Origin of the sequence: Streptomyces sp. NPDC052301, from assembly GCF_044593395.1 — a bacterium.
Lineage (GTDB): Bacteria > Actinomycetota > Actinomycetes > Streptomycetales > Streptomycetaceae > Streptomyces.
The window spans coordinates 92,022-114,853 of sequence record NZ_JBIUBE010000007.1; the positions used below are offsets into that span (position 1 = coordinate 92,022).

Below are 22,832 nucleotides of genomic sequence, written 5' to 3' on the forward strand. Positions count from 1 at the left end.
GCACAACCTACGGGACGACCGCCCCGTTTCGCAATGGTGACCTGCGGTAACCCCGAGTCACCCGAGGGACGTGGCGAAGGTGGCGACCACCGCCGCGTGGTCGGAGGGCCAGTCGTTGCCCGCCACGTCGGGCCAGGGGCGCGGGCTGCCGGTGACCAGGGTGCGCGCGTCCCGCACGGTCAGGCCCCGGTGCAGGACGTAGTCGATCCGGTCCTGCGGCTCGGGCCGCCCGCTGCCGTCCTCGTGGACGGGGTGGATGGGCGACCAGGTGTGTCCGGGCTCGACGGCGGGGTCGGGGTGGGCCTCGCGGAAGGAGTCGGCGAAGCCCGCCTCCTCGGCCGCCTTCGTCACCGGCCACTCCACGTCCGGCCAGTCCAGGTGCGACGGGCAGTTGAAGTCGCCGACGAGGACGACCGGCACCCCCTCGGACGAGGCCGCGCCGATGCGGTGCAGCGCGTCCCGCATCTGCGCGAGCCGGAGCTCCTCGTGGGCGACCAGCTGCGCCGCCGGCAGCCCGTCGAAGACGGACTCGTAGGGGCCGTACGGCGTGTAGTGCAGGTGCGCGGTCCACACGTCGACCTCGCGGCCGGCGGCGACGGCGATCCGGACGCCCGCGGCGCCGTAGAAGCCGACGTCCGGGTCACCGAAGCGGGCGGTGATCGGGTGGCGGCTGAGGATGCCGAGGTTCTCGCCGGCCCGGTGGTGGTGCCAGCCGAGGGCCTCGGCCAGTTCCTGGGCGGCGGTGCCCGCCGTCTCCTGGAGCCCGACGACGTCCGCCCCGCTCTCCAGGATCACCTTCAGCTGCTTGGCCCGGTGGTCGTCGACCCTGCTGCCGCCCAGCCACAGGTTCCAGCTCATGACCGTCAGAGCGGGCGCGACCATGCGGCTCAGCTCCTCCACCGTGGTCCCGGCCAGGCTGTCCCGCACGGTCCGGCCGGGCGCGGCGCCGATCGGGGCGAGGGACGGCACGGCGAGCACGGCGCATCCGGCGGCCTCGGCGGAGGCCACGCCGGTCTCGGTGTCCTCGACGGCGACGCAGGCCGCCGGGTCGACACCGAGGGCGCGGCAGGCCGCCAGGTAGGGGTCGGGGGCGGGCTTGGTGCGGACGGTGTCGTCGGCGGTGACGGACGCCGCGAACCGGTGGGCGCCCAGGGCGTCGAGGACGACCTCGGCGACCGCGCGCGGGGACGCGGTGACCAGGGCGGTGGGGAGGCCGGCGGCGGCCAGCGCGTCCAGCAGGTCCAGGGCGCCGGGGCGGGGCACGATCCCGGTACGCACGCGCGCGGCGAACTCGCGGTGCAGGTCGGCGGCGAGTTCCGCGCCGGCCCTGCCGGTGGCTCCGGCGAGCCAGGCGGCGGTGTGCTCGACGGCACGGCCGAGCACGTCGGGCTGGTCGGCCTCGGTCAGCGGGCGCCCGGCGACCTGCTCGACCGCCTCCCACCAGAGCTGCTCGGTGTCGACGAGCGTGCCGTCCATGTCGAACAGGACGGCCTGGAGCGGGAGGGTGGGGGTGGGGGGGATCACGTGTCTGTCGTTCCTCACTTCTGGGTACGTTCGGCCACCAGCACCGGGCGCTCCGGCAGCGACACGGCGACGGCGGCCCCGGCGCCGAGCCCGGCGGCCTCGTGGGCGGGCAGGTCGGCCTTGGCCTCGGTGCCGTCGGCGAGCCGTACGGTGACCCGGACGACGGCGCCCAGGAAGGCGGTGGCGACGACGCGGGCGGTGCCCTGCTCGTCGGCGCGCACCCGGACGGCCTCGGGCCGCACCAGCACGTCCACGTCGCCGTCCGGCACCTCGCCCTCGGCGGGCAGCCGCTGTCCGAGCACCTCGACCGTGCCGTCCTTCAGCGCGCCCGGGACCCGGCTCATCGTGCCGACGAACTCGGCGACGAAGGCGGTGGCGGGACGCCCGTACAACTCGGCGGGCTCCGCGCACTGTTCGAGGCGCCCGGCGCGCATGACGGCGACCCGGTCGGCGATGGAGAGGGCCTCCTCCTGGTCGTGGGTGACGAACAGGGTCGTGATCCCGAGCTCCTGCTGCAGGCGGCGGATCTCCTCGCGCAGAGTGAGCCGCACCTTGGCGTCGAGGGCCGACAGCGGCTCGTCCAGCAGCAGCACGCGGGGGCGCAGGGCGAGGGCGCGGGCCAGCGCGATGCGCTGCTGCTGCCCGCCGGACAGCTGGTGCGGGTACCGTTCGCCCTTGTCACCGAGGCCGACCAGCTCCAGCAACTCGGCGGCCCGGGAGCGCCGTTCGGCCGTCCGGACCCCGCGCATGCGCAGCCCGAAGGCCACGTTGTCCACGGCGTTCAGGTGCGGGAAGAGGCTGTACGACTGGAAGACCATGCCGGCGTCGCGGCGGTGGGCCGGGACGTGTGTGACGTCCTCGCCGTCCACCAGCACCGCGCCGGAGTCGGGGTGTTCGAAGCCGGCGAGCATGCGCAGCGCGGTGGTCTTGCCGCAGCCGGACGGGCCGAGCAGGGCCAGGAACTCCCCCGGGCGGACGGTGAGGTCGAGGCCGTCGAGGGCGACGGTCGCACCGAACTCCCTTCGCAGTTCCCGGAATTCGACGGTGGCGGCCTTCTCGGTCGCGGTCTTCTCGAGCGTGGTGGCGGTCATGGTGTGTGTCATCCCCGGGAGGAAGCGGTTCGGGTGCGTCCGCCGGCACCGGCGAGCGCGAGGAGCAGGGCCCAGGTGACGAGCAGGCTGAGCACGGAGACGGCGACGGACATCTGGGCCTGCTCGCCGCCGACGTTGTAGATCCACACGGCGAAGGGGGTGTAGCCGAGCAGATGGGAGACCGTGAACTCGCCGAGCACCAGGGCCAGGGTGAGGAAGGAGGCGTTCAGCAGCGCTCCCCGCAGATTGGGCAGGATCGCCCGGACGAGGGCCTGCGGCCAGGAGGCGCCGCAGCTGCGGGCGGCCTCGACGAGGGTGCGGACGTCGATGGCGCGCAGGCCCGCGTCCAGAGCCCGGTACACGAACGGCAGCGCCATCACGACGTAGGCGAGGACCAGCACGACCGGGAAGTCCGGGTTCTGGATCGCCACGAACGTCTGGAACAGGGGGGTCCGGGAGAGATGCTCCGGGCCCCACTTCAGGACGGTGGCGATGCCGGCGACGAACGCGATCGGCGGCACCACGAGCGGCAGCGAGCAGACCACCTCCACCACCGGGCGCAGCCGGGGCGCGCCGAGCCTGAGCGCGACCACGGCGGGCACCAGCAGCAGCAGGACGACGGCGATGGTGGCGACGGACAGCTCCAGCGAGAGCTGCAGGCTGGAAAGGAACCCGTCGGCGGAGAGGATCCTGGTGTAGGCGTCGAAGGTGACGCCCTGGCCGGGCACGTCGACCGTGAAGATCACGGACGCGGCGAGCGGCACCAGGAAGTACAGCGCGGCGAGGCCGAGGACGGCCCAGCGCCAGGGGGTCAGGCGTCGAGCCATCGGGCGCTCCGTCGTTGCAGGGGCAGGTACACGGCCATCACCAGGCCCGCGACCAGGACCATGTCGAGGCTGAGGGCGAGGGCGACGTTCTCCTGGCCGACCAGCACGTTGCCGGACAGGGCGTCGGCGATCTGCAGGGTGACCAGCGGGACCGCGCTGCCGACCATCGCGGCGGCGGTGGCGTAGGCGGCGAAGGCGCTGCCGAACAGCAGCACCAGGCCGCCGAGCAGCGACGGCGCGAGGACGGGCAGGGCCACATGGCGCCAGTACTGCACGCCGGTGGCGCCGTTGTTCAGCGCGGCCTCCCGCCACTGGGTGCGCAGGCCGTCCAGCGCCGGGGTGATGGTGAGGACCATGAGCGGGACGAGGAAGTACAGGTAGACGAGGACCAGGCCCCAGAAGCTGTAGAGGTCCCAGCCGCTGTCCTTCAGGCCCAGGTGCACGGTGAGGACGCCCGCGTTGCCGAGGGTGGCGACGAAGGCGAAGGCCAGCGGGACCCCGCCGAAGTTGGCGAGCACACCGGAGGCCGTCAGCACGGCCTCGCGCAGCCAGCGGGAGCGGGAGCTGACCACGGCCTGGGCGAGCGGCAGCCCCAACAGGGCGCCGAGCGCGGCGGAAAGCGCGGACAGCTTGACGCTGCCGAGCAGGGCGGTCAGGTACGGGCCCTGCAGGGAGGTGGTCAGGTTCTGCGCGCCGTAGTGACCCTCGACCGTGAAGGCGCCGTCGAGGATGGCGGAGGCGGGCAGGCCGAAGGCGACGGCCGCGAACACCAGCAGCGGCACGACGGCGAGCCAGCCGGGGGCGCGGCGCCGCCGCTTCGCCGAAGCGACGGGCGCCACGTCCGCACGCGGGAGAGCGGCGGTCATCCGGAGACGGCCTTCCCCCAGCCCTGCGCGAGGACCGTCTTGGCCTTGCTCTGCTGGGTCTCGGTCGGGAAGGAGGGCGTGCCGGTGACCTCGGGCAGCTTGGCGGCGGCCGTCTTGTCGAGGGTGCCGGCCTTGTCCATGGCCGCCATCAGGGCCGGACGGGCGTAGCCCTTGAGCCACAGGTTCTGGCCCTCGGTGCTGTAGAGGTACTCCTGCCACAGGCGGGCGGCGGCCGGGTGCGGGGCGTCCTTGTTGATGGCCTGGGAGTAGTACTGGGCGTACTGGCCGTCGGTCGGGATGGCGACCTTCCAGTCCAGACCCTTGGACTTGAACTCGTCGGCGTACCCGGCGTTCAGGTAGTCCCAGTCGATCGAGATCGGGGTCTCGCCCTTCTCGACGGTCGCCGGGGTGGACTCGACGGGCGTGTAGTTGCCGTTCTTCTTCAGTTCGGCGAAGAAGTCCAGGCCGGGCTGGATGTCGTCGAACGAGCCGCCCTTCGCGAGGGCCGCCGCGTAGACGCCGCCGAAGGCGGAGCCGGACTTGGTGGGGTTGCCGTTGAGGGCGACCTGGCCCTTGTACTGGGGCTTGAGCAGGTCCTTGAAAGTGGTCGGGCAGCTCTTGACCCGCTTGGCGTCGCAGCCGATCGAGATGTAGCCGCCGTAGTCGTTGTACCAGCGGGCCTGCGGGTCCTTCTGGGCCGTGGGGATGTCGGCGTAGGAGGCGACCTTGTACGGCGCGAGCAGGCCCTGCTGGGCGGCGCTCAGCGCGAACGAGCTGCCGAGGTCGAGGACGTCGGGGGTACGGTCCTGGCCCTTGCGGGTGGTGACGGCATTGATCTCGTCCTGGCTGGAGCCGTCGGGGCTCTCGTCCTCGATCTTGATGCCGTACTTCTTCTGGAAGCCGTCGATCAGGGCGCCGTAGTTGGCCCAGTCGCGGGGCACCGCGATGATGTGCAGCGTGCCCTCCTTCTTGGCCGCCTTGACCAGGGCGTCCATGCCGCCGAAGTCGGCGGCGGAGGTGGCGGTGGCGGCGCTCTTGCCGTCCTTGGTGGTGGTCGATGCCTTGTCGGGGGCGGCGCCGCAGGCGCTCAGCGCGAACGCGGCGGCGACGGCGATGCAGCCGCCGAGGACGGCGTTTCTCGGCAGGGACACGGTCACGGTCTCTCCAGGGGTGCACACGAGGGTTGAGGCAGTGCGGAGAACTTGTCTGAACAAGTTGCGTCACAGTACGCCCGCCCGCGGTGTCCTGTCTGTAAACGGGAGCGAAACTTTGGTCCCTGGTTGGCTGCACAATCCAGACCGTTGCAGATCACGCCCAGGTCTCGATTAGGCTGGTCACGTTGTGCACAGCGACCTGAACAGAGGGGAAGCATGACGGCGCGACACGAGGAGATCGCCGACGAGCTGCGGCGGTCGATCGACCGCGAGCAGTACACGGTCGGCAGCCGGCTGCCCTCGGAGTCGGAGCTGGCCGCGCACTACGGCGTGTCGCGCGGCACGGTCCGCCAGGCCGTCGCCGCCCTGACCACCGAGGGACTGATCGGCTCCCGGCAGGGCGCCCGCCGCGTGGTGCTGGCCAGCCGCCGCAGTCAGAGCTTCGAGGAGCTGCGCAGCTTCGCCCAGTGGGCGCGCGCGATGGGCCGCGAGGCGACGGGCCACGTCGTGTCACAGGAGTACCGCCCGGCGACGCACGAGGACGCCGTACGCCTCCAACTCCCCGTCGGTACACCGGTGTTGCGCGTCCTGCGCACCCGCGGCCTGGACGGCGAGCCGGTGCTGCTGGAGCGGACGGTGTACGCCGACTGGATCTCCCCGGCGGTGGAGTCGATCGAGCCGGACTGCCCGTCCGTCACCCAACGGCTGTACGACGACACGGGCCTGGTCTTCGCGTACGGCGAGCACATCATCGACGCGGTGGCCGCCGGCGCCCAGGACGCGGAGCTGCTGGGGGTGCGCCGTACCAGTCCGCTGTTGCGCGTCCGCCGGGTGACGACGACGCGTGAAGGGCGCCCGGTGGAGTGGTCGGACGACCGCTACCGCTCGGACGCGGTGAGCTTCAGCGTGCACAACTCGATCGACAACAACGCGCTGGCGAGGAAGACCGCGGAGTAGGGCCCGGGCGCCGAGCGCCCTGAAGGGACGCGGGGAACCGCGCGAGGAACCACGAAGCACCCGCCGCGCCCGGCACACGAACGACGCACCCCAGGCCGGAATCCGCCCTAACCCGGCGCCCCGGAGGAGAAGCGGCGCAGCAACGGCGACAGCACCAGCACGGACTTGGTCCGCTCGACGAACGGCTCCCCGGCGATCCGCTCGAGGACCCGCTCGAAGTGCCGCATGTCGGAGGCGAAGACCTGGACGACCGCGTCCGCCTCCCCGGTGACGGTGGAGGCGGCCACGACCTCCTGGTAGCGCTCCAGGCCGCGCTGGATGGTGTCGGGCGAGGTGTTGCGCCGGCAGTAGATCTCGACGAACCCCTCGGTCTCCCAGCCCAGCGCCGCCGGGTCCACCCGCACGGTGAATCCGGTGATGGCTCCGGTGGCCCGCAACCGGTCCACGCGCCGCTTGACGGCGGGCGCGGACAGGCCGACCAGCTGCCCGATGTCCGCGTAGGAGCGGCGGGCGTCCTCGGCGAGGGCGTGCACGATGCGTTCGTCGAGATCGTTCAGCACAGGGGGTGGTTCACTTCTTCGGTTCGGTCACTTCTCTGCCGTCGCCGCGAGGTCCGTGTCCGCGGCGAGACGGGAACGGCGATAGCCGTACACGAAGTAGAACACGAGCCCGACGGCCATCCAGACACCGAACACGACCCAGGTGACGGCGGACAGGCTGGCCATCATCCAGGCGCAGCAGATGAAGCCCAGCGCGGGGAGCACCCAGGCCAGCGGGACACGGAAGGTCCGCTTCATGTGCGGGCGGGTCCGGCGCAGCACCACCACGGCCACGTTGACCAGCGCGAAGGCGAAGAGCGTGCCGATGCTGGTGGCGTCCGCCAGCTGGCCCAGCGGGATTGCTGCGGCGAGGACACCGCAGAACACCGAGACGATGACGGTGTTGGCGCGCGGGGCGCCGGTCTTCGGGTGGACCTTGGCGAACACCTTGGGCACCAGGCCGTCGCGGGACATGGCGAACAGGATGCGGGTCTGGCCGTAGAGCACGGTCAGCACGACGCTCGCGATGGCGATGACGGCGCAGAAGGCCAGCAGGGTGCCCCAGAAGCTCTGCCCGGTGACGTCCTTCATGATCTGGGCGAGCGCGGCCTCGGAGTCGTTGAAGCTCCGCCACGGCTTGGCCCCGACGGCGACAGCCGCGACCAGCACGTACAGGGCGGTCACGATGACCAGGGAGAGCATGATCGCGCGCGGCAGGTCGCGCTGGGCGTTCTTGGCCTCCTCACCCGCGGTGGAGGCGGCGTCGAAGCCGATGTAGGAGAAGAACAGCGTGGCGCCGGCCGCGCTGACCCCGCCCATGCCGAGCGGCATGAAGTGGGAGTAGTTGCCGGACTTGAAGCCCATGAAGCCGATCGCGCAGAACAGGATCAGCGCGGCGATCTTCACGCACACCATGACGGTGTTGGCCCGCGCGGACTCCTTGGCGCCGCCGAGCAGGAACGCCATCGCGAGGAGCACGACGATCAGGGCGGGCAGGTTGAAGACGCCGCCGTCGACGCCGGGCGGGTTGGCCAGGGCCTTCGGGATGGTGACCCCGATGGTGCCGGACAGCAGCTCGTTGAGGTACTCGCCCCAGCCGACGGCCACGGCGGCGACCGAGACGCCGTACTCGAGCAGCAGGCACCAGCCGCAGACCCAGGCGATCAGTTCACCCATGGTTGCGTATGCGTACGAGTACGAGGAGCCGGAGACCGGGATGGTGCCCGCGAGCTCGGCGTAGGACAGGGCCGAGAACAGCGCGGTGAGGCCCGCGATCACGAAGGACAGGACGACGGCCGGGCCCGCCTTCGGGACCGCCTCGCCGAGGACGACGAAGATGCCGGTGCCAAGCGTGGCTCCGATGCTGATCATGGTCAGCTGCCACAGCCCGAGGGACCGCCGAAGCGTTCCTCCCTCGCCGTGGCCGCCCTCCGCGACCAGGCGTTCCACGGGCTTGCGCCGCATGAGGCGCGCGGCGACGCCCGGGGACACGGGGGCGGTCGCTGTGCGGTCGTGCGGGGGTGCGCCTTGGTCGAGCACGCGCTGGCTCCTTCATCGCTGCCGGTCATTGCGGACGGGGACCGGTGGCAGCCCTGCGCGAGCAGGAACCCACCGAGCGGAGTCCCCGCCACACCACGTACAGCGCAGCACCCTACGGGGGCGGCCTTCACGGGCGTAATGCAGCAACCTTGCGTGTCCCTGCATGATCATTGCGTTCATCCGACCGGAACGCCAAATCGTTGCGCCCGGGCTGCCGACCGTTGCGCAACGACCCCGCAGGTCCCTTTCGTCACGTTCCGCCGCCCACGGGCCCCGGGTATGCCGACGGCCCCCGAAGGTCCCGGTGAGCGGGACCAACGGGGGCCGTGCGGCAGGCAGTTGCGGGTCAGCTCCAGCTGGCGTGCAGCGGCTTGCCCTCGGCGTAGCCGGCCGCGCTCTGGATGCCGACGATCGCCTTCTCGGCGAACTCCTCCAGCGAGCCGGCGCCGGCGTAGGTGCAGGAGGAGCGCACGCCCGCGATGATCGAGTCGATCAGGTCCTCGACGCCCGGGCGGGCCGGGTCGAGGAACATGCGGGAGGTGGAGATGCCCTCCTCGAACAGCGCCTTGCGAGCCCGGTCGTACGCCGACTCCTCCGACGTACGGTTGCGCACCGCGCGGGCGGACGCCATGCCGAAGGACTCCTTGTAGGCGCGGCCGCTCGCGTCGTGCTGGAGGTCGCCCGGGGACTCGTAGGTGCCCGCGAACCACGAGCCGACCATCACATTGGACGCGCCGGCCGCGAGGGCCATCGCCACGTCGCGCGGGTGCCGGACACCGCCGTCGGCCCACACGTGCTTGCCGTACTTCTTCGCCTCGGCGGCGCACTCCAGCACCGCGGAGAACTGCGGCCGGCCCACGCCGGTCATCATGCGGGTCGTGCACATGGCACCGGGGCCGACACCGACCTTGATGATGTCCGCGCCGGCGTCGATCAGGTCCTTGACGCCCTCGGCGGAGACGATGTTGCCGGCGGCGATCGGCACCTGCGGGTCGAGGGCGCGCACCACCTTGATCGCGCTGATCATCGACTCCTGGTGGCCGTGCGCGGTGTCGATGACGAGCGTGTCCACGCCCGCGTCGAGCAGCTGCTTGGCCTTGCCCGCCACATCGCCGTTGATACCGACGGCGGCGGCGATGCGCAGCTTGCCGTGGGCGTCGACGGAGGGGGTGTACAGCGTGGCGCGCAGGGCGCCCTTGCGGGTCAGGATGCCGGCGAGCCTGCCGTCCTTGTCGACGGCCGGGGCGTAGCGGCGGTTGTGCTGGTCGAGGGTGTTGAAGGCCTCGCGGGGGTCGATGTCCGCGTCGAGGAGCAGCAGGTCCTTCGACATGACCACTTCGAGCTGGGTGAAGCGGTCGACGCCGGTCAGGTCCGCGTCCGTGACGACACCGACGGGCCGCTGGTTCTCGTCCACGACCACACCGGCGTTGTGCGCCCGCTTCGGCAGCAGGGCGAGGGCGTCGGCGACGGTCTGGTGCGGGGCCAGCACGATCGGGGTGTCGAGCACCAGGTGGCGGCTCTTCACCCAGGAGACGACGTCGGTGACGACGTCGATCGGGATGTCCTGCGGGATGACCACCAGGCCACCGCGGCGGGCCACCGTCTCGGCCATGCGGCGGCCGGCGATGGCGGTCATGTTGGCGACGACGAGCGGGATGGTGGTGCCCGTGCCGTCCGGCGAGCTGAGGTCCACGCCCTGACGCGAACCGACCGCGGAGCGGCTCGGCACCATGAACACGTCGTCGTACGTCAGGTCGTACGCGGGCTGGATGTCATTGAGGAAACGCACGTGCTGCACATCCCAGTTGATCAGAGGTGACCCCCGGACGGGTGCGCCAGGGGGAAAGAGCACGTACTTCATTCTCCCATGCCACCCCCCGTGCGATGCCCTCACAGAACATCCAGGCCGGTCACCAGGGCGTTAGGAGGATCCTCCAAGGGCCAGGGCGACGGAGAGGGCCGGTGTGTGGTCCGCGGCCTCGGTGAACACCTCCCGCGCGATCCGCCACTCCTCCGGCTGCGCCTCGGCGTACGGCCGCCAGTTCCGCACGACGACCAGCAGGCCCCGCTCGACGGCGTCCTCGGGCCACACGGTGTGGTCGCCGAGAGAGTCGGCCAGGGCGTCCCAGTTACGGCCGAACCAGTCGGGCAGCGCGAGGGCACGGGCGGCACGGTCCATCAGACCGGCCTTGTCCGCGACCCCGTCGAGATCCAGCGTGACCACGAGTTCGGTCATCTCAGCACCGCCCGGAAGGAGTTGTAGTGATCATCGGTGTAGTAGATCTCCCCGCCCTGCCCGGTGACGATGCGCCGGGCCCCGCGGTCGTGTGAACCGGGCGTCCTCACGGTGTACTCGTGGTAGTAGCCGCGCTGGTGCCTGGGCAGATGTCCTTCCACGTTCCCGAAGACGATCCCGTCCCTGGCATAGGGGTAGGGGCCACCCTTGTCGATCAGCGCGAGGGTCTGCCGGGCCTCGGGCGGCAGCCGCGACGCGCTGACGGTGGCCGTGCCGTGGGCCCAGGCGGGCGCGGACACGGCCGGGGCCGACGGGCCCGGACTCGCACCCCCGCTCGTCCCCGCGCCGGACGCGCCCGGGGAACACGCTGTCAGCAGGACGGCGAGGACGACGGCGAGCAGCCCCGCGCACGCACGGGACATCGACCGCGGGAGTCGGTGAGGGGCGAACCGCAGCAGCATGCCGATGATGCTGCCACGGCCGCTCCCCCGGCGTGGTGCTGTCAGAGCCCGTCCGGGTCCTGACGGCTGAGCGCGGGCTTCGGCGTGGGTCCCGCCGTCATCAGGTAGTCCGCGGCCGAGGTGTCCGTGACCAGGCTGGTGACCAGCCCGGAGCGCAGCACCGCGTCGATCGCCGACGCCTTGCGCTGACCGCCGGCGATGGCCACCACCTCCGGGATACGGCGCAGCTGGTCGGCCTTGACCGTGATGCACCGCTCCCCCAGGTCCCGCCCGATCCGACGCCCCTCGGCGTCGAAGAGGTGCGCGGACATCTCGGCGGCGACACCGAGCGAGGCGTAGTGCGCGCGCTCCTCGTCGCTGAGCATGTCGTGCACCGTCGAGATGCCCGGCTCCCAGGAGCCGATGGAGACGCAGGCGACCGTGACCTTGTCGAAGTACTCGAAGGCGCGGGCGATCCCCGTCTGGTTGCGCAGCGCCGCCGCGGTGGCCGCGTCCGGCAGCAGCATCGGCGCGTAGATGGGGTGCGCGTCGCCGCCCGACACCTGGGCGGCCCGGCGCACGGCCTCCACCGAGCCGCGCTCCGCGGTCCCGGCGTCGTACACGCCCGTCAGCTGCACCACCGTGCACGGCGGCAGCCGGTCGAGCGCCGCCGCCATGTGGATGGTGGACCGGCCCCAGGCCAGTCCGAGGACGTCCCCCTCGTTGACGAGCTCGCCGAGCAGGTCGGCGGCGACCTCGCCCAGATTCTCGGGGTCGGGGGTCTCCTCGGCCTCGGCCGGGGACTCGACCACGACGGCGTGCCTCAGGCCGTAGCGGGCGCGGAGCGCGTCGGAGCGCTCCGCGTCCAGCTCGGCCGGGACGCGGATCTCGATGCGCACGAGATCCCGTTCGAGGGCCGTCTCCAGGACCCGGGCCACCTTGAAGCGGCTGACGCCGAACTCCTCCGCGATCTGGATCTTGGACTTGCCCTCGAGGTAGAAGCGGCGGGCCATGGCCGCCGCCTGCACCAGCTCAGCGGGTCCCATCCGCATGGCTGACCGGCCCGCCGACATACCCGACACGGCGATCTCCTCACTGCTGTTCACACTCTGGATTCGCCGTTCATCCTTGCAGATTCGGCGCTGCTGATCCGCCCTGATGGGCGCCGTTCACTTAACCGTTCATGTAGTCGTGGCTCAGTGGTCGCATGCCCAGGACGCCTTGGCGGTGGCCGCGTCCGCCTGGGCGCGCAGGGCGCGGACCGCCTCCGCCGGATCCTGCGCGCCGTACACGGCGGAACCGGCCACGAACACGTCCGCTCCCGCGTCCGCGCACCGCTCGATCGTCGAGGCCGAGACACCGCCGTCGACCTGCAGCCACAGCTGGAGGCCGTGCTTGGCGATCAGCTCCCGGGTGCGGCGGATCTTCGGCAGCATGATGTCGAGGAACGCCTGACCGCCGAAGCCCGGCTCGACCGTCATGACGAGCAGCATGTCGAGTTCCGGCAGCAGGTCCTCGAACGGCTCGATCGGCGTCGCGGGCTTGAGTGCCATGGAGGCACGGGCCCCCTTGGCACGGATCTCCCGGGCCAGCCGCACGGGGGCGGCGGCCGCCTCCACGTGGAAGGTGACGGAAGAGGCGCCCGCCTCGACGTACTGGGGCGCCCAGCGGTCGGGGTCCTCGATCATCAGATGGCAGTCCAGCGGGGTCTCCGTCGCACGGGCCAGGGACTCCACGACCGGCACGCCGAGCGTGAGGTTCGGGACGAAGTGGTTGTCCATGACGTCGACATGGAGCCAGTCGGCGCCTTGAACCGCCTTGGCCTCCTCCGCGAGGCGGGCGAAGTCGGCGGACAGGATGCTGGGGTTGATCTGCGCGGCCATGACCCAAGCCTGCCATGTCCGGGGCACTGATGTTCGCGCCGGTCCACAGGCAGGCCCGTTCATCGTACGTGTACGGCCGCCTGTGGATGACTCCCGGGAGGGCACCGGTCTCAGCCGGTACGCCGGATCAGCGCCAGATACATCGCGTCCGTGCCGTGCAGATGCGGCCACAGCTGCACGTCCGGTCCCTCGCCGAGCGCCGGCACGCCCGGCAGCAGCGGACGCGCGTCGATCAGTTCCGTCTCGGGGCGCTGCTTGAGCACGTCGGCGACGACCGCGCGGGTCTCGGCGAGGTGCGGCGAGCAGGTGGCGTAGCCGACGACCCCACCGATCCGCACCGAGTCCAGCGCGGTGCGCAACAGAGCCCGCTGGAGCGGCGCGAAGTTCTCCAGGTCCTCGGGGCGGCGGCGCCAGCGGGCCTCGGGGCGCCGGCGCAGGGCGCCCAGCCCGGTGCACGGCACGTCCATGAGGACGCGGTCGAAGCTGCCGGGCCGCCACGGCGGCCGGGTCCCGTCGGCGGCGATCACCTGGTACGGCCCGGGGTTGCCGGCCAGCGCCTTGGCCACCAGTCCGGCCCGGTGCGGCTGCTTCTCGGAGGCGAGCAGTGTGGCTCCGCGCTCGGCGGCGAGGGCGGCCAGCAGCGCGGCCTTGCCCCCGGGGCCCGCGCACCCGTCGAGCCACCTGCGGTCGGAGCCCTCGATCGGCGCGCCGGCCAGCGCGAGGGCGACCAGCTGGCTGCCCTCGTCCTGCACACCGGCCCGCCCCTCGCGCACGGCCTCGACGGCACCAGGCTCGCCGCCCTCGGCCAGCCGCACGGCGTACGGAGACCAGCGCCCCGGCACGGCCGCGTCCTCGCGCAGCAGTTCCTCGGTGGTGGCCCGCCCGGGTCGCGCGACGAGGGTCACCTCGGGCCGCTCGTTGTCGGCCTCCAGCAGATCCTCGATCCCGGCACGGCCGCCGCCGAGGGAGTCCCAGAGCGCGGAGACGACCCAGCGGGGGTGGGAGTGCACGACGGCGAGGTGGTCCTCCGGGTCCTCGTCGTAGGGCGGCGCGACCTTCGCGAGCCAGCCGTCGAGGTCGTCCTGCGCGACCTTGCGCAGCACGGCGTTGACGAACTTGGCCCGCCCGTCGCCGAGCACGACCCGGGCGAGCTCCACGGTCGCGGACACGGCCGCGTGCGTCGGGATCCGGGTGCCGAGCAGTTGGTGCGCGCCCAGGCTCAGCACGTCGAGCACCGGCGGGTCGACCTCGCGCAGCGGCCGGTCGACACAGGCGGCGATGACGGCGTCGTACGTGCCCTGCCGGCGCAGCGTGCCGTAGACCAGTTCGGTGGCGAGTGCGGCGTCCCGGGCGTCGAACTTCTCCGGTCCCTCCTTCTCGCGCGCCTTCCGCAGCAGCGGCGGCAGCACGAGGTTGGCGTAGGCGTCCCGCTCGTCCACCGCGCGCAGCGCCTCGAAGGCCAGGATGCGGACGGGGTCCTTCTGGGGACGGCGGTAGGGCTTGGCGGGTTTACGGGGCCGCCGGGACTGCTCGCTCACGAAAAAGGTGCTCCGGATGTGAAGAAGAGGATGCGGTGTCCAGCCTACGTCGGCACACCGCCGCCTTCGCGGTCCGGTCCCCGGCCGCCTCCCCCGTTCCTGGGGCTCAGCCCCCGAGCGTCTCGCTCTCGGCGATGCGCACGCCCCGCGCCCAGTCGGCGGCGCGCATCGGCTTCTTTCCCTGGGCCTGCACCCAGAGCAGCTCGACGGCGTACGACCCGGTGCCCACGTGCACGCTGTTCTTGCCGACCGCGAGCTGCCCCGGGGCGAGGTCGGTCCGCTCGGGTACGGGCGTGACCTGGATGAGCTTGAGCCGCTCGCCCCGGAAGACGGTCCAGGCACCGGGCGCCGGGGTGCAGCCGCGCACCACGCGGTCGACCCGCAGGGCGGGCGCCGCCCAGTCCACCTGGGCGTCCTCCACGGTGATCTTCGGTGCGACGGTGATGCCCTCGCCCGGCTGCGGCAGCGCCTTCAGGGTGCCGTCCTCGATGCCGTCCATGGTGGCGGCGAGCAGGCCGGCACCGGCGAAGGCGAGCCGGGTGAGCAGGTCACCACTGGTGTCGGTGGGCCGGACCTCCTCGGTCACCGTCCCGTACACCGGACCGGAGTCGAGGCCCTCCTCGATGAGGAAGGTGGAGGCACCCGTGATCTCGTCACCCGCCATGATGGAGTGCTGCACCGGCGCCGCCCCGCGCCAGGCGGGCAGCAGCGAGAAGTGCAGGTTGACCCAGCCGTGAGCGGGGATGTCCAGGGCGACCCTCGGCAGCAGGGCGCCGTAGGCGACGACCGGGCAGCAGTCCGGGGCGATCTCCCTCAGCCGCTCCAGGAACTCGGGGTCCCGCGGCTTGACCGGCTTCAGCACCTCGATCCCGGCCTCCTCCGCCCGCTCGGCCACGGGCGACGCGACCAGCCTGCGCCCGCGCCCGGCCGGCGCGTCGGGCCGCGTGACGACTGCGGCCACCTCGTGCCGCCCGGAGGCGATCAGGGCGTCCAGGGCGGGAACGGCGACCTCGGGGGTACCGGCGAAGACGAGCTTCATGGGCGGGATCGGGCCTCTCGGGGCGGAGTTGGACGGGCAGCGCACCAGTCTATGACCCCGAGGGGGACAAAGGTGGTGCGCCCGTCGAGTGCGGCGTACGCATATGCCCGTACGCCCCCACCCCGTGACCAGCGGAGCGCCTACGCGTTGGTCAAGAGAGAGTTGACCACTACGGGCCGCTTGCGCGGCCCCCTCCTTTCAACGCCGGTTCGAGAGGCTTGTTCATGGCCGACCACGCAACCCACGACGCCCAGGCCCGGGCCAGCCTGCACTTGCTGGTGCGGGACATCGAGCGGGTCCGCCGACAGGTGGACGCGCTGCGCACGCTCACCGCCCAGCTGGGCAACGTCTACCGCCCGCGCCGCTCCGGCCCGTCCACGGGCTTCGTCGTCTACGGACGTGCCCCCGCCCCCACGGTGCGCCTCGCCCAGGAACTCCGGGACAGTGTCGAGACCCTGGTGACGGCCGCCGTGGACTTCGACCGCTCGCTCGGTTTCTCGTGGGACGCGGTGGGCTCGGCGCTCGGGGTCACCAAGCAGGCCGTGCACCGCCGTTACGGCGCCCGCCGCGCCGCCGCTCAGGCGGCCGCCGAGGCCGAACGGGCGCCCGAACCGTCCGGCGCCCGCACGCTCAACCCGACCGCCGACCTGCCCACCGTGCCGACGGTCCCCGCGGCCCGCTCCATGCCGACCCAGCCGACGGCGGGCAGCCCGGCGCTGCGCGACGACGCCCGGTCGGCCGCTTTCCCGGTCCCGCGCGACGACGCCCGGCCGACCGTCTTCCCGGTCCCGCGCGACGACGCCCGGCCGACCGTCTTCCCGGTCCCGCGCGACGACGCCCGGCCGACGACCTTCCCCAGCCCGCGCAACGGCTGACGGCCGCGCCGCGCCGCCCTCCCGGGACGCGTCCGGGAAGGCGGCGTCACCGCTCGGGGCGACGCCCGCACGGCCGTAGCGCGTGTCACCCGATGTCCGGCGGATCGATCCTCACCCGGACCGCCTCCCCGCTCCCCCGCGCCATCCGAGCAGCCTGCGCGGTCTTCAGGGCGGAGGCCAGCGCGGCCCCGCTGCCCGGCGGGACGCGGACGAGCGCCCGCTCCCACTGCTCACCGGGCGGCGGCGCGCCGGTCCTGCGTGGCCGGCCGGGCAGCGTGGGCGGCAGCGGCACCGGCCCCAACACCTCGGCGTCCGGCGGCAGTTCGACGGCCGCCAGGAACTCGGCGACGGCGTCGGGCGGCCCGGACACGGCTGCCATCCGCGACACCGGCGGGAATCCCAGCTCGGCCCGCTCGGCCAGCTCCCGCACCGCGTGCCCGACGGGGTCCCAGCGCACCAGCGCCTGCACGGGCCGCAGCGTCGGCTCGGCCACCACGACCACCGTCCCACCCTCGCCCTGCGGCCGTACGAGCGCGCCCGCGTCGATCCAGCGGCGCAGCGCGTCCTCACCGGCCCGCAGGTCGGGGCGGGTGAGCATGGCCCAGCCGTCCAGCAGCAGGGCCGCCGCGTAGCCGCCCTCGGCGACCGGTTCGGCCCCCGGGGTGCTGACGACCAGTGCCGGTGTGCCCGGCACGGTGTCCAGTACGTGCTCCCGGCCCGAGGTGCGCACCGGGACGGCGGGGAACGCCCGTCCCAGTTCCTCGGCGGTCCGCCGCGCGCCCACCACCTGGGCGCGGAGCCGGAAGCCACCGCACTCGGGGCAGTGCCAGGCACTCTCGTCACGCCCGCACCAGCCGCACCGCAGCACGCCCGCGTCCTGTCCCTGGAGCGGCCCGGAGCAGTGCCGGCACCGGGCGGGCTCCCGGCAGCGGGCGCAGGCCATGCGGGGCGCATAGCCACGCCGGGGCACCTGGACCAGCACCGGCCCGTGGCGAAGACCCTCCCGGGCCACCTGCCAGGCGAGGGTCGGCAGCCGGGCGGCGCGGGCGGCCTCGTCGCGCGCGAGATCGTCGTCCCCGACGGTCCGCACCAGGGGCGCGGTGCGCCGTACCTGTTCGCGGCCGGGGGCCAGTGGCCGGGCCCAGCCGCTCTCCACGAGCTGGGCGGCCTCCACGGTGCAGCCGAATCCGCCGAGCAGGAAGGCGCACTTGTCCAGAGCGGCGCGCAGCAGCAGCACGTCGCGTGCGTGCGGCTGCGGAGCGTGCTGCTCGCTGTGGCTGTCGTCGCCGTCGTCCCAGATGGCGACGAGGCCGAGGTCCTGCACGGGGGCGAACATCGCCGCCCGGGTCCCCACGACGGCGCGCACGGCCCCCCGCCGCACCGCCAGCCACTGCGCGTACCGCTTCTCGGGCCCGGCGTCGGCCGTGAGTGTCGCGTGCCGACCCGGGCCGAGCAGCGCGGTGAGGGCGGCGTCGACCCGCGCGGCGGCCCGGCCGTCCGGTACGACGACGAGGGCGCCGCGGCCCGAGGCGAGCGTGGCGGCCACGGCCCGGGCCAGTTCCTCGCTCCACCGCGGCCCCGGCAGGGCGCTCCACACGGCCCTGGGCGCGCCGCCGGTGGCCAGCGCGTCCAGGAAGGCGGCCCCGTGCTCGTACCGGCCCCAGGAGCCCGTTTCCGGGGCCTTCGGGGGCGGCAGCGGTGCGGGGGACGGCCGCTGCTCGGCGCGTGCGCTGCGCGGCGGCACGGCGAGCTGCAGCACGTCGGCGAGGCTGCCCGCGTACCGGTCGGCGACCGCCCGGGCGAGCGCGAGCAGTTCCTCGCTCAGGACCGGCTCGGGTGACACGACCTGGGCCAGCGCGGCCAGCGGGCCCGAGTAGTCGGACTCGGCCCGCCGTTCGATCAGGAACCCGTCGATGAGCCCCCCGCCCTCCCGGCGGCCCTCCCGCACCCGGTGCCGCCCGGCGCCGAACCGCACCCGCACCCGCACGCCGGGCTGCGCCTGCTCGTCCAGCTCCTCGGGCACGGCGTAGTCGAAGTACCGGTCGAGGTGCAGCACGCCCTTGTCGACCAGCACCCGCGCGACGGGCAGCTCCTTGGCGAGCGCGGCCCCCCGCCAGGTCCGCGGCTTGGCCCGGGGCGTCCTCGCCCGGCGCACGCTCTCCCGAATGAGCGCGAGCTGCTCCGGCGCGGCCTCCGCGGCCGCACCGTCCCCCTCTGCCCGGGACGCCCCGTTCTCGCTGCTCACGCTTGCATTCTTACCAAACGGCACCGACATCGGCGCCGGACGGCCGTCACGGCCCCGCGGCCGCCCGGACCGCATCTAGGCTCGTGCTCATGACCGATCCCGCCTCCAGCCTGTTGGACGACCTGCGCGCACGCCTCGCGGCACGACCGCAGGGGGAGGTGACGACGGGCACGGTGGCCGGGTTCGACGAGGGGGACGTCGTCGTGCGCCTGGAAGGTGACGCTCCGGGGGAGCCGACGGGCCGCATCCCCCGGCACCTGCTGTCCTGGACCGCGTTCGAGCACCCCTGCGAGGTCGTCACGGTCGGGCAGCGCGTCACCGCCGAGGTGCAGGGCGTCCGTGAGGGCGGAGGTCACGTCGTGCTCTCCTCGCGGGCCTGTGAGGACGAGGCCCTGTACCGCCATCTGCTCGGTGCGCGCCCGGGGGACGTCGTCACGGGCACGGTGGCCGCCGTGCACGGCTTCGGGGTCTTCGTACGCCTCGACGGGGAGCCTCCGCACCCCGCGTATCCCGGCACGGGTTTCATCCGTGTCCCGGATCTGACCTGGTCGCGCATCGGACACCCGCGCGATGCGGTCCGGCCGGGGCAGCGCGTCACCGCCGAGGTGATCGTCACCGACTCGCACCAGGGGGAAGTGGTCATCTCCCTCAAGGCACTGCAGGAGGACCCTTGGGACACCTTCGGCCTGGCTGTGGGAGACGTGGTGGCGGGCCCGGTGACGGAGGTCGTCCCGTTCGGCGTTTTCGTGCGGGTCGGTGAGGCCGTGGAGGGCCTGGTGCACGTCTCCGACCTGCAGGGACAGGTCGCCGTACCGGGGCAGGAACTGATCGTCCGGGTCCTGGAGGCCGACCGCGACCTGCGCCGCGTCCGCCTGGCGGCGGTCGGCTGACCGGCGGACATGCCGAGGCCCGGCCCCCCGAGGGGAAGCCGGGCCTCGGTCAGTGGCTCTGGGACCTACATGCCCACGGCCTTGCGGAGCGCGTCCACGCGGTCCGTGCGCTCCCAGGTGAAGTCGGGCAGCTCACGGCCGAAGTGGCCGTAGGCGGCCGTCTGGGCGTAGATCGGGCGGAGCAGGTCGAGGTCGCGGATGATGGCGGCCGGGCGGAGGTCGAAGACCTCGTCGATCGCCTTCTCGATCTTCTCGGCGTCGACCTTGGCGGTGCCGAAGGTCTCCACGAACAGGCCGACGGGCTCGGCCTTGCCGATCGCGTACGCCACCTGCACCTCGCATCGCGAGGCCAGGCCGGCCGCGACGACGTTCTTCGCGACCCAGCGCATCGCGTAGGCGGCCGAGCGGTCCACCTTGGACGGGTCCTTGCCCGAGAACGCGCCACCACCGTGACGGGCCATGCCGCCGTACGTGTCGATGATGATCTTGCGGCCGGTCAGACCCGCGTCACCCATCGGGCCGCCGATCTCGAAACGGCCGGTCGGGTTGACCAGCAGGCGGTAGCCCTCGGTGTCCAGCTTGATGCCCTCGTCCAGCAGCGCCTTCAGCTCCGGCTCGACGACGAACTCACGGATGTCGGGAGCCAGCAGCGACTCCAGGTCGATGTCCGAGGCGTGCTGCGAGGAGACGACCACCGTGTCCAGGCGGACCGCCTTGTCACCGTCGTACTCGATGGTGACCTGCGTCTTGCCGTCCGGGCGCAGGTAGGGGATCGTGCCGTTCTTGCGGACCTCGGACAGACGCTTGGACAGGCGGTGCGCCAGGAAGATCGGCAGCGGCATCAGCGTCGGCGTCTCGTCGGAGGCGTAGCCGAACATCAGGCCCTGGTCGCCCGCGCCCTGTCGGTCCAGTTCGTCCTCGTCGCCCTCGACCCGGGACTCGTACGCCGTGTCGACACCCTGCGCGATGTCCGGGGACTGCGCGCCGATGGACACCGAGACGCCGCAGGAGGCGCCGTCGAAGCCCTTCTTGGAGGAGTCGTAGCCGATCTCGAGGATCTTGCCGCGGACGAGGGTCGCGATGTCCGCGTAGGCCTTGGTGGTCACCTCGCCGGCCACATGGACCAGGCCGGTGGTGATCAGCGTCTCCACGGCGACCCGGGAGGTCGGGTCCTCGCGCAGAAGCGCGTCGAGAATGGTGTCGCTGATCTGGTCAGCGATCTTGTCGGGGTGACCCTCGGTCACGGACTCCGAGGTGAACAGGCGACGGGACACAACGCTCCCTGTGGTTGCAGCGGCTGCTGGCTGATCATTTGCGGACGACACGGGGCTGCAGCCCGGCGTCGACCGTGAACAGTTTATCGGTCGCACTCGGCCCGTGGGCCACCGTCTCGCCTCTCGGGAGCGCTGTGACCTGCGGCACGGGCATTCTGCACAATGCCGAGAGGGCTTGGCCAGGGCCGCCACGCCCGAATTCAGAGTTCCTTCAGTGACCCTTCAGTACTCCGAAAGCGGGACCCCGGGCTGCCCCGGGGGGTCAGCCCAGCCGCTGCGCGACCAGGTCCCAGACGGTCTCGGCGAGGGCCTCCTTGGGCCCGTACGGCACCGGGATCTCACTGCCGTCGGCGCCCAGCACGACGGCCTCGTTCTCCTCGGAGCCGAAGGTCTTGCGCTCTCCCACCTCGTTGACCACGAGCAGGTCACAACCCTTGCGGGCGAGCTTGGTGCGGCCGTTGGCGAGGACGTCGTCGGTCTCGGCGGCGAAGCCGACGATCACCTGGCCGGGCCTGGCACGGTCGGCCGAGATCTCCGCGAGAACGTCCGGATTCCGCACCAGGACGATCGGGTCGGGGTCCTGGCCGTCCTTCTTCTTGATCTTCCCCGCGGCGTAGGCCGCCGGGCGGAAGTCGGCGACGGCCGCGGCCATGACCACGGCGTCGGCTTCCGCCGCCGCCTTCAGGACGGCCTCGCGCAGCTGGACGGCCGTCCCGACCGGGACGACGTCCACACCCGCCGGGTCGGGCAGGCCGGTGTTGGCGGCGATCAGCGTCACCCGGGCGCCGCGGGCCGCGGCGGTGCGGGCGAGGGCGTAGCCCTGCTTGCCGGAGGAGCGGTTGCCGAGGAAGCGGACCGGGTCGAGGGGCTCGCGGGTGCCGCCCGCGGAGACGACGACGTGCCGTCCGTGGAGGTCGGGCTCGGTGACACCCCGGGCCAGCACCCGGCGGCAGACCTCGAAGATCTCCACCGGGTCGGGCAGCCGGCCCTTGCCGGTGTCCACGCCGGTGAGCCGGCCGACGGCGGGCTCGATGACGACGGCTCCGCGCCGGCGCAGCGTGGCCACGTTCTCCTGGGTGGCCGGGTGCTCCCACATCTCGGTGTGCATCGCGGGCGCGAAGACGACCGGGCAACGGGCGGTGAGGAGCGTGTTGGTCAGCAGGTCGTCGGCGAGCCCGTGGGCGGCCTTGGCGAGCATGTCGGCCGTCGCGGGCGCGACGACGACCAGGTCGGCGTGCTGGCCGATGCGGACGTGCGGGACCTCGTGGACGCTGTCCCAGACCTCGGTCGAGACCGGGTTGCCGGACAGGGCCGACCAGGTGGCGGCGCCGACGAAGTGCAGCGCGGAGGCGGTGGGCACCACGCGGACGTCGTGGCCCGACTCCGTGAACCTTCTCAGCAGCTCACAGGCTTTGTAGGCGGCGATGCCACCAGTGACACCCAGAACGACCCTCGGCTTGTCCACGCTCACTCCCCGGACTCGGAACCCTGCACCACCCATGACACACCACAGGCCCGGCAGGATGACTACCGGGCCTGTGGATAAGTCGATCGCAGTCTGAAAGTACTACTGCTCCGGACTGTGCCTGCTGCCAGGACTACTGAGCGGGGCCCTCGATGGCCTCGGACGTCAGCAGACCCGCGTTGATCTCGCGCAGGGCGATCGAGAGCGGCTTCTCGTGGACGTGGGTGTCCACGAGCGGACCGACGTACTCGAGGAGGCCCTCGCCGAGCTGCGAGTAGTACGCGTTGATCTGGCGGGCACGCTTGGCCGCGTAGATCACGAGGCTGTACTTCGAGTCGGTGGCCTCGAGAAGCTCGTCGATCGGCGGGTTGATGATGCCCTCGGGCGCGGTGATGGAAGAGGACACGCTCTACCTTCCGATGGATGGAAAAGAATCGATCACGTGATCAC

At 72.6% G+C, this 22,832-nt stretch carries 21 protein-coding genes; 3 read left to right on the plus strand and 18 right to left on the minus strand.

Annotated elements, in window-relative coordinates; all coding sequences use genetic code 11:
• Nucleotides 1-57: 57 nt before the first annotated feature.
• The 5 genes from ACIHEJ_RS20905 to ACIHEJ_RS20925 form a co-directional block, all read right to left on the minus strand.
• Nucleotides 58-1,476: an HAD-IA family hydrolase gene (locus ACIHEJ_RS20905; protein ID WP_400138302.1), complete on the minus strand. Its 1,419-nt coding sequence runs from the start codon at nucleotides 1,474-1,476 to the stop codon at nucleotides 58-60.
• Nucleotides 1,477-1,538: 62 nt separating this feature from the next.
• Nucleotides 1,539-2,615 carry an ABC transporter ATP-binding protein gene (locus ACIHEJ_RS20910; protein ID WP_400137746.1) on the minus strand — a complete coding sequence of 359 codons (1,077 nt, stop codon included), beginning with the start codon at nucleotides 2,613-2,615 and terminating at the stop codon, nucleotides 1,539-1,541.
• 8 nt (nucleotides 2,616-2,623) lie between these two features.
• Nucleotides 2,624-3,442, minus strand: coding sequence for an ABC transporter permease (locus ACIHEJ_RS20915; protein WP_400137748.1), 819 nt, complete (start codon nucleotides 3,440-3,442; stop codon nucleotides 2,624-2,626).
• A complete protein-coding gene (locus tag ACIHEJ_RS20920) occupies nucleotides 3,427-4,308 on the minus strand; it encodes an ABC transporter permease (RefSeq protein ID WP_400137751.1) in 882 nt (293 codons plus the stop codon). Before ACIHEJ_RS20920 ends, ACIHEJ_RS20915 begins: the two co-directional genes overlap by 16 nt.
• Entirely contained in the window at nucleotides 4,305-5,465 is a 1,161-nt protein-coding gene (locus tag ACIHEJ_RS20925; protein WP_400137753.1) for an ABC transporter substrate-binding protein, read from the minus strand. Before ACIHEJ_RS20925 ends, ACIHEJ_RS20920 begins: the two co-directional genes overlap by 4 nt.
• Nucleotides 5,466-5,678: 213 nt before the next feature.
• On the opposite strand from ACIHEJ_RS20925, the gene ACIHEJ_RS20930 reads away from it, so the two are divergent.
• A complete protein-coding gene (locus ACIHEJ_RS20930) occupies nucleotides 5,679-6,419 on the plus strand; it encodes a GntR family transcriptional regulator (protein WP_400137756.1) in 741 nt (246 codons plus the stop codon).
• Between the two features lie 107 nt (nucleotides 6,420-6,526).
• On the opposite strand, the gene ACIHEJ_RS20935 is transcribed toward ACIHEJ_RS20930, so the two are convergent.
• From ACIHEJ_RS20935 to fmt, 9 genes are all read right to left on the minus strand, one after another.
• Nucleotides 6,527-6,979, minus strand: coding sequence for an Lrp/AsnC family transcriptional regulator (locus ACIHEJ_RS20935; protein ID WP_400137758.1), 453 nt, complete (start codon nucleotides 6,977-6,979; stop codon nucleotides 6,527-6,529).
• Nucleotides 6,980-7,006: 27 nt separating this feature from the next.
• A complete protein-coding gene (locus tag ACIHEJ_RS20940; RefSeq protein ID WP_400137761.1) occupies nucleotides 7,007-8,497 on the minus strand; it encodes an amino acid permease in 1,491 nt (496 codons plus the stop codon).
• A gap of 346 nt (nucleotides 8,498-8,843) precedes the next feature.
• Nucleotides 8,844-10,286 (minus strand): GuaB1 family IMP dehydrogenase-related protein, encoded by a 1,443-nt coding sequence (locus tag ACIHEJ_RS20945; RefSeq protein WP_400137764.1) that lies wholly within the window; start codon nucleotides 10,284-10,286, stop codon nucleotides 8,844-8,846.
• Between the two features lie 132 nt (nucleotides 10,287-10,418).
• Nucleotides 10,419-10,733: a barstar family protein gene (locus ACIHEJ_RS20950; RefSeq protein WP_400137767.1), complete on the minus strand. Its 315-nt coding sequence runs from the start codon at nucleotides 10,731-10,733 to the stop codon at nucleotides 10,419-10,421.
• Nucleotides 10,730-11,194 carry a ribonuclease domain-containing protein gene (locus ACIHEJ_RS20955; RefSeq protein WP_400137770.1) on the minus strand — a complete coding sequence of 155 codons (465 nt, stop codon included), beginning with the start codon at nucleotides 11,192-11,194 and terminating at the stop codon, nucleotides 10,730-10,732. Before ACIHEJ_RS20955 ends, ACIHEJ_RS20950 begins: the two co-directional genes overlap by 4 nt.
• A 41-nt stretch (nucleotides 11,195-11,235) precedes the next feature.
• Nucleotides 11,236-12,279: a sugar-binding transcriptional regulator gene (locus tag ACIHEJ_RS20960; protein WP_400137773.1), complete on the minus strand. Its 1,044-nt coding sequence runs from the start codon at nucleotides 12,277-12,279 to the stop codon at nucleotides 11,236-11,238.
• A 90-nt stretch (nucleotides 12,280-12,369) separates the two neighbouring features.
• A complete protein-coding gene (gene rpe / locus ACIHEJ_RS20965; RefSeq protein ID WP_400137776.1) occupies nucleotides 12,370-13,056 on the minus strand; it encodes a ribulose-phosphate 3-epimerase in 687 nt (228 codons plus the stop codon).
• Nucleotides 13,057-13,166: 110 nt separating this feature from the next.
• The gene (locus ACIHEJ_RS20970; RefSeq protein WP_400137779.1) at nucleotides 13,167-14,594 is read right to left on the minus strand and encodes an RsmB/NOP family class I SAM-dependent RNA methyltransferase; all 1,428 of its coding nucleotides are present in this window, start codon (nucleotides 14,592-14,594) and stop codon (nucleotides 13,167-13,169) included.
• 106 nt (nucleotides 14,595-14,700) lie between these two features.
• A complete protein-coding gene (fmt, locus tag ACIHEJ_RS20975; protein ID WP_400137782.1) occupies nucleotides 14,701-15,633 on the minus strand; it encodes a methionyl-tRNA formyltransferase in 933 nt (310 codons plus the stop codon).
• Nucleotides 15,634-15,857: 224 nt separating this feature from the next.
• On the opposite strand from fmt, the gene ACIHEJ_RS20980 reads away from it, so the two are divergent.
• Nucleotides 15,858-16,508: a hypothetical protein gene (locus ACIHEJ_RS20980; RefSeq protein WP_400137785.1), complete on the plus strand. Its 651-nt coding sequence runs from the start codon at nucleotides 15,858-15,860 to the stop codon at nucleotides 16,506-16,508.
• Nucleotides 16,509-16,593: 85 nt separating this feature from the next.
• On the opposite strand, the gene ACIHEJ_RS20985 is transcribed toward ACIHEJ_RS20980, so the two are convergent.
• Nucleotides 16,594-18,753, minus strand: a complete 2,160-nt coding sequence (locus ACIHEJ_RS20985; RefSeq protein ID WP_400137788.1) for a primosomal protein N' — start codon at nucleotides 18,751-18,753, stop codon at nucleotides 16,594-16,596.
• Nucleotides 18,754-18,842: 89 nt separating this feature from the next.
• Between ACIHEJ_RS20985 and ACIHEJ_RS20990 the strand changes: the two genes are divergently transcribed.
• On the plus strand, nucleotides 18,843-19,643 hold the full coding sequence (locus tag ACIHEJ_RS20990; protein WP_400137791.1) for a S1 RNA-binding domain-containing protein: 801 nt from the start codon (nucleotides 18,843-18,845) through the stop codon (nucleotides 19,641-19,643).
• A 65-nt stretch (nucleotides 19,644-19,708) separates the two neighbouring features.
• Here the strand turns inward: ACIHEJ_RS20990 and metK are convergent, their stop codons facing one another.
• From metK to rpoZ, 3 genes are all read right to left on the minus strand, one after another.
• Nucleotides 19,709-20,917: a methionine adenosyltransferase gene (metK, locus tag ACIHEJ_RS20995; protein ID WP_400137794.1), complete on the minus strand. Its 1,209-nt coding sequence runs from the start codon at nucleotides 20,915-20,917 to the stop codon at nucleotides 19,709-19,711.
• Between the two features lie 262 nt (nucleotides 20,918-21,179).
• Nucleotides 21,180-22,382 carry a bifunctional phosphopantothenoylcysteine decarboxylase/phosphopantothenate--cysteine ligase CoaBC gene (coaBC, locus tag ACIHEJ_RS21000; protein WP_400137798.1) on the minus strand — a complete coding sequence of 401 codons (1,203 nt, stop codon included), beginning with the start codon at nucleotides 22,380-22,382 and terminating at the stop codon, nucleotides 21,180-21,182.
• Nucleotides 22,383-22,515: 133 nt separating this feature from the next.
• A complete protein-coding gene (gene rpoZ / locus ACIHEJ_RS21005) occupies nucleotides 22,516-22,788 on the minus strand; it encodes a DNA-directed RNA polymerase subunit omega (protein ID WP_005319902.1) in 273 nt (90 codons plus the stop codon).
• Nucleotides 22,789-22,832 lie beyond the last annotated feature (44 nt).